This window comes from Pseudomonas sp. P5_A12 (assembly GCF_056400685.1).
Window position 1 is genome coordinate 1 of record NZ_JBFUKU010000321.1, and the last position, 5,772, is coordinate 5,772.

General features: G+C 57.3%; 5 protein-coding genes. All 5 read right to left on the reverse strand.

All coding sequences use genetic code 11. The annotated features are described in order from the left end of the window. Positions 1 to 78: 78 nt before the first annotated feature. Positions 79 to 813: an amino acid ABC transporter ATP-binding protein gene (locus AC1DSG_RS26615; RefSeq protein ID WP_007943546.1), complete on the reverse strand. Its 735-nt coding sequence runs from the start codon at positions 811 to 813 to the stop codon at positions 79 to 81. Next, the gene (locus AC1DSG_RS26620) at positions 810 to 1,481 is read right to left on the reverse strand and encodes an amino acid ABC transporter permease (protein WP_477793551.1); all 672 of its coding nucleotides are present in this window, start codon (positions 1,479 to 1,481) and stop codon (positions 810 to 812) included. Before AC1DSG_RS26620 ends, AC1DSG_RS26615 begins: the two co-directional genes overlap by 4 nt. Further along, complete coding sequence (locus AC1DSG_RS26625) at positions 1,481 to 2,227, reverse strand: amino acid ABC transporter permease (protein WP_477793552.1); 747 nt, start codon at positions 2,225 to 2,227, stop codon at positions 1,481 to 1,483. Before AC1DSG_RS26625 ends, AC1DSG_RS26620 begins: the two co-directional genes overlap by 1 nt. A 192-nt stretch (positions 2,228 to 2,419) precedes the next feature. Continuing rightward, positions 2,420 to 3,346, reverse strand: a complete 927-nt coding sequence (locus AC1DSG_RS26630) for a glutamate/aspartate ABC transporter substrate-binding protein (RefSeq protein WP_477793553.1) — start codon at positions 3,344 to 3,346, stop codon at positions 2,420 to 2,422. Positions 3,347 to 3,790: 444 nt separating this feature from the next. Continuing rightward, a complete protein-coding gene (gene glpD / locus AC1DSG_RS26635) occupies positions 3,791 to 5,329 on the reverse strand; it encodes a glycerol-3-phosphate dehydrogenase (protein WP_477793554.1) in 1,539 nt (512 codons plus the stop codon). Positions 5,330 to 5,772 lie beyond the last annotated feature (443 nt).

A 5,772-nucleotide genomic window follows, 5' to 3' on the forward strand; every position in this document is an offset into this window, starting at 1 on the left:
GTGTCAGTGACAGCAGATTTGACTGACASACCGCTATCGCGAGCAGGCTCGCTCCCACAGGGGGAGCGGTGGCAGGGCTTAGTGCTGCAGAATCTTGTTGAGGAAGTGCTGTGTCCGCTCGGCGCGGGCGCTGATGTCGCCGAAGAATTCCTCTTTCGGGCAGTCTTCGATGATTTTGCCCGCGTCCATGAAGATCACCCGGTCCGCCACTTTACGGGCGAAGCCCATTTCGTGGGTCACGCACATCATGGTCATGCCTTCGTGGGCCAGTTGCACCATAACGTCGAGCACTTCGTTAACCATTTCCGGGTCCAGTGCCGAGGTCGGTTCGTCGAACAGCATGACGATCGGGTCCATCGCCAGCGCGCGGGCAATGGCCACACGCTGTTGCTGACCACCGGAAAGCTGGCCCGGATGCTTGTGAGCGTGGGCAGACAGCCCGACGCGCTCAAGCAGTTGCAGGCCTTTCTTGGTGGCTTCTTCCTTGCTGCGGCCCAACACCTTGATTTGCGCGATGGTCAGGTTTTCGGTGATGGTCAGGTGCGGGAACAGTTCGAAATGCTGGAACACCATGCCCACGCGTGAACGCAATTTCGGCAGGTTGGTTTTCGGGTCGGCAATCGAAGTACCATCGACCACGATGTCGCCTTTCTGGAACGGTTCCAGGGCATTGACGCACTTGATCAGGGTCGATTTGCCGGAACCGGACGGCCCGCACACCACGATCACTTCGCCTTTTTTGACATCGGTACTGCAATCAGTCAGTACCTGGAAGTCGCCATACCACTTGTTGATGTTCTTGATAGAGATCATACGGCAAACCTTTTTTGCAGACGCTTGACCAGCAGCGAGGCGGCAAAGCTGATTGTGAAGTACACGAGACCTGCGAAGATCAGGAACTCATTGGAGCGGCCAATGATGTCGCCGCTGGCACGCGAGGCGTTGAGGAAGTCCACCAGGCCGACCGCGTAAACCAGCGAGGTGTCCTGGAACAGGATGATGCTCTGTTGCAACAACAGTGGGGTCATCTTGCGGAACGCTTGCGGCAGGATGATCAGTCGCATCATCTGGCCATAGGTCATGCCCAAAGCCTGGGCTGCGCCCATCTGCCCTTTGGGAATCGACTGCACACCGGCTCGCACGATTTCGCAGAAGTACGCTGCTTCAAACATCATGAAGGCCACGATGCACGAAGCGAAGGCGCCAATCGGGGTGTCTTCGCCGGTGATCCAGCGCAGCACGAATGGCACTGCCAGATAGAACCAGGTGATCACCAGCAGCAGCGGGATCGAACGGAAGTAGTTGACGTAGGCGCCGGCCAGGTTCGACAGCAGTTTGTTGTGGGACAGACGGCACAGCGCCAGGATCGTGCCGAGGATGATCCCGCCGACCACGCCCATGGCCATCAGCTTGAGGGTCATGACCATGCCGTTCCACAAACCCGGCAGGGAAGGGATGATGCCCGAGAAGTCGAATTCCATTATTTACCCCCTACGGAGATCAGGCCCGGTACGGCCACTTTCTTCTCGACCAGGCGCATCAGCAGCATGAGGCTCATGTTCAGGGTGAAGTAGATCAGGGTTGCCAGGGTGAACGCTTCGAACAGGTTGGCGGAGAACTCGGCGGTCTGTTTGGTTTGCGCGAGCAGCTCCATCAAACCGATCAGCGAGGCCACGGACGTGTTTTTGAACACGTTGAGGAATTCCGAGGTAAGCGGCGGAATGATGATCCGGTAGGCCTGGGGCAGCAGCACGTTCCAATAGATCTGGGGCAGCTTGAAGCCCATGGCGCGGGCGGCAGATTCCTGGCCTTTGGGCAGGGCCTGGATGCCGGTGCGCACTTGTTCGCAAACGCGAGCCGTGGTGAACAGGCCCAGGCAGACGACAACGCTCAGGAAAGCCGAGGTAACCGGGCTCAGGTCCTGTTTGTACCAGTCCTGCAGGTCTTGCGGCAGCAGGTCGGGCACCAGGAAGTACCAGATGAACAGCTGAACCAGCAGCGGCACGTTACGGAAGAGTTCGACGTAGCAGGTCGCGATGCCCGATACGACGCGATTCGGTACGGTGCGYATGACGCCCAGAATCGAGCCCAGTGTCAGGGCGATGATCCAGGCCACGATGGCGATGGCAATGGTCCAGCCCAAACCGGTGATGTACCAGTCGAGATAGGTCTCGCTGCCAACGCCAGTGGACTTGAAGAACACGCCCCAGTCCCAGTTGTAATTCATTAGGGTCTCCCCTCAGATCGATCAAAGTACAAGTGCCCGCCTGGGGAAGCTCCGTTCCCATCCTGACCTTGACGGTCAGGCACACACCATCGGCTCGACAGCCACCGGTTCGAGTGTTTCCAAAAATGCCAGCAGGGAGTGACAATCCCCTGAAAGGGCAGCGCCCTGTCAGGAGATAAGGTTAGTCAGAATTCAGGACTTTTTTTCTACAGGCTTGTCGTCAGCCGCTTTGTCGGTCGGATTGGCGATCAGGGCCTTGAGTTCGTCGCTCATCGGGAAGTTCAGGTTCAGGCCTTTAGGCGGGATTGGCGCCATGAACCATTTTTCGTAGATCTTGTTGATCTCGCCCGACTTGTAGGTGGCGATGATGGCGTCATCCACCGCTTTCTTGAACGGCTCGTCGCCCTTGCGGACCATGCAGCCGTAGATTTCGTAGGACTGTGGGGTACCGGTCACGGCCCAGTCATCTGCTTTCTTGGCCTTGGCTGCTTCGCCTGCCAGCAAGGCGTCGTCCATCATGAAGGCTACAGCGCGACCCGATTCCAGCATCTGGAAGGACTCGCCGTGGTCTTTGGCGGAGATGACGTTCATGCCCATTTGCTTGTCGGCGTTCATCGACTTGAGCAGGCGCTCGGACGTGGTGCCAGCGGTGGTCACAACGTTCTTGCCTTTGAGGTCGGTGAAGTCTTTGTAAGGCGAATCTTTCTTCGACAGCAGACGGGTGCCGATTTCGAAGATGCCAACGGAGAAGTCAACTTGCTGCTGACGCTCTACGTTGTTGGTGGTGGAGCCGCACTCGACGTCCACGGTGCCGTTCTGCACCAGCGGGATACGGGTTTGCGAGGTCACCAGGTTGTATTTGACCTGGAGGTTCGGCATGTTGAGGTCTTTCTTGATGGCTTCGACGATTTTCAGTTGCAGATCGTGGGAGTAACCAACCGGCTTGCCGGAAGCGTCCGCGATGTACGAAAACGGAATGGAAGCGTCACGATGCCCGAGGGTGATGACACCGGACTCTTTGATCTTTTTCAGGGTGCCGGTGAGTTCGGCAGCGAAAACCGGAGTGCTGATCAGAGCGGCAGCAATGGCTGCGCCCAGGATATGGGGAACGATGCGCATCAAATTGTCCTCGACATTGTTTTTTTTATGGAGCCAGTTTATCGGCCCTTTTGTGCTTCGAAAGCCCGGCGGTCCCTGAGGGGATGGCGCGAAGGGTGTTCGTCAAAGAGTGTAGAGCATGACTCGTGCCAGGCCAGGCCGATTAACTCAACATATTGATTTATAAGGGTATTAAATATTTATGGCGATATTTCTCGCGAGGAATAATCCGGTTAACCGAATCGACTGGTGGGTCGCGTTCGGAAAACCGAATGCTGATGCCAGACACATAACCTGTGGGAGCTGGGCTTGCCCGCGATGGCGGCGCGTCAATCACCACAGGTGTCAGCTGGAAGACCGTCATCGCGGGCAAGCCCGGCTCCTACAGGGATTGGTGGTGTCTGGGGGAATGCAAAAAGCCCCTGAATCTCTCGATTCAGGGGCTTTGCTTTAATCGGATGCGGCTCAGGCCGCTTCGATCTTGCTGCGGTTCTGTTCAACCTTGCTCAGGTAATCCGCCAGTTTCTGCTGTTCAGCCGCAGTGGTGAACAACCCGAGCTTGCTGCGACGCCACAGAATGTCGTGCGCAGCGGTTGCCCACTCATCGCTGCACAGGTAGTCAATTTCGCGGGTGTAGAGCCCGCCACCAATGTGGTCCCCCATATCACGGAGGTCCTGCACGCCTTCGAGCATGCGCCAGGTGCGGCTGCCGTAGGTGGTGGCCCAGCGGCGGGCGATTTCGGTTGGCACCCAGTCGAACTTGTCGCGGATCAAGGCGCACAAGGCTTGCGGAGTGGTCATGTCTTCGCCGCCCGGCAGCGTGGCGCTGGCGGTCCAGCTTGGTTTCATCTGGGTGAAGTACGGCGCCAATTGCGCCAGCGCCGACTCGGCCAGTTTGCGGTAGGTGGTCAGTTTGCCGCCAAACACCGACAGCAATGGTGCTTCTTCACCGGTGCCCGACAACGCCAGGGTGTAGTCGCGGGTGACGGCCGACGGGTTGTCGGACTCGTCGTTGCACAGCGGGCGAACACCAGAGTAACTGTGCAGGATGTCGTCGCGGCTGACCTGCTTCTTGAAGTGGGCGTTGACCACTTTCAGCAGGTAATCGGTTTCGCCCTCGGTGATCGCCACTTTAGCCGGATCGCCGGTGTACTCACGGTCGGTGGTGCCGATCAGGGTGAAGTGGTTCAGGTACGGAATAGTGAAGACGATGCGCTGATCTTCGTTTTGCAGAATGTGCGCGTGTTCACCTTCATACAGTTTCGGCACGATCAGGTGGCTGCCCTGGATCAGGCGAATGCCATACGGCGACTCCATCTTCAGGTCGTCACGAATGAACTTGGCCACCCACGGGCCGGCCGCATTCACCAATGCCTTGGTGCGGATCGAAAACAGGCTGCCATCGGCGCGTTCCAGGTGCAGGTGCCACAAACCCTTGTTACGACGCGCGCTGACGCAACGGGTCTGGGTGTGAACATGGGCGCCTTTTTCGCGGGCAGCCATGGCATTCAAGACGACAAGGCGCGCGTCATCGACCCAGCAATCGGAGTATTCGAAGCCTTTGGTGATTTCGCTTTTCAGCGCGCTGTCCGGGCCGAACTTCAGGCTTTTAGAGCCTGCCAGTTTTTCCCGCTTGCCGAGGTTGTCATACAGAAACAGGCCGGCGCGGATCATCCACGCGGGACGCAGGTGCGGACGATGTGGCAGCACGAAGCGCATTTGTTTGACGATGTGCGGCGCCTTGGCCAACAGCACTTCGCGCTCGGCGAGGGCTTCGCGCACCAGGCGGAACTCGTAATGTTCAAGGTAGCGCAGGCCACCGTGGATCAGCTTGCTGCTGGCCGAGGACGTGTGGCTGGCCAGATCATCCTTTTCACAAAGGAACACCGAAAGACCGCGGCCGGCGGCATCCGCTGCGATTCCTACGCCATTGATCCCGCCACCGATGACGGCGATATCGTAAACCTCAGCGAGAGGGGGCGTACGCAAGATGGAAGTGGGCATCGGCAGGCCTCGGTGCTTATTTTATGTATTTGAATTCGAACATTAATGTTCATTTGCGAAAATGGTAGCCCATAAAGATGCCGGCAGCCAGCTAACTTCGATTAAAAAAACTCATCGAAGGGCGGTTAAAGGAAAATTTTCGAACATTGAATGAAGGGGATGCTGAATTTTGTGGCGAGGGAGCTTGCTCCCGCTGGGCTGCGAAGCGGCCCCTAAATCATTCATCCGCGTTCATTCAGACTCACTCGGACAGCCGCAACTGCGACGGCTTCGCCGCCGAGCGGGAGCAAGCTCCCTCGCCACAAAATTCAGCATCCCCTTCATTCAATCTTCGAAAATTTTCCTTTAACCGCCCTTCGATGAGTTTTTTTAATCGAAGTTAGCTGGCTGCCGGCATCTTTATGGGCTACCATTTTCGCAAATGAACATTAATGTTCGAATTC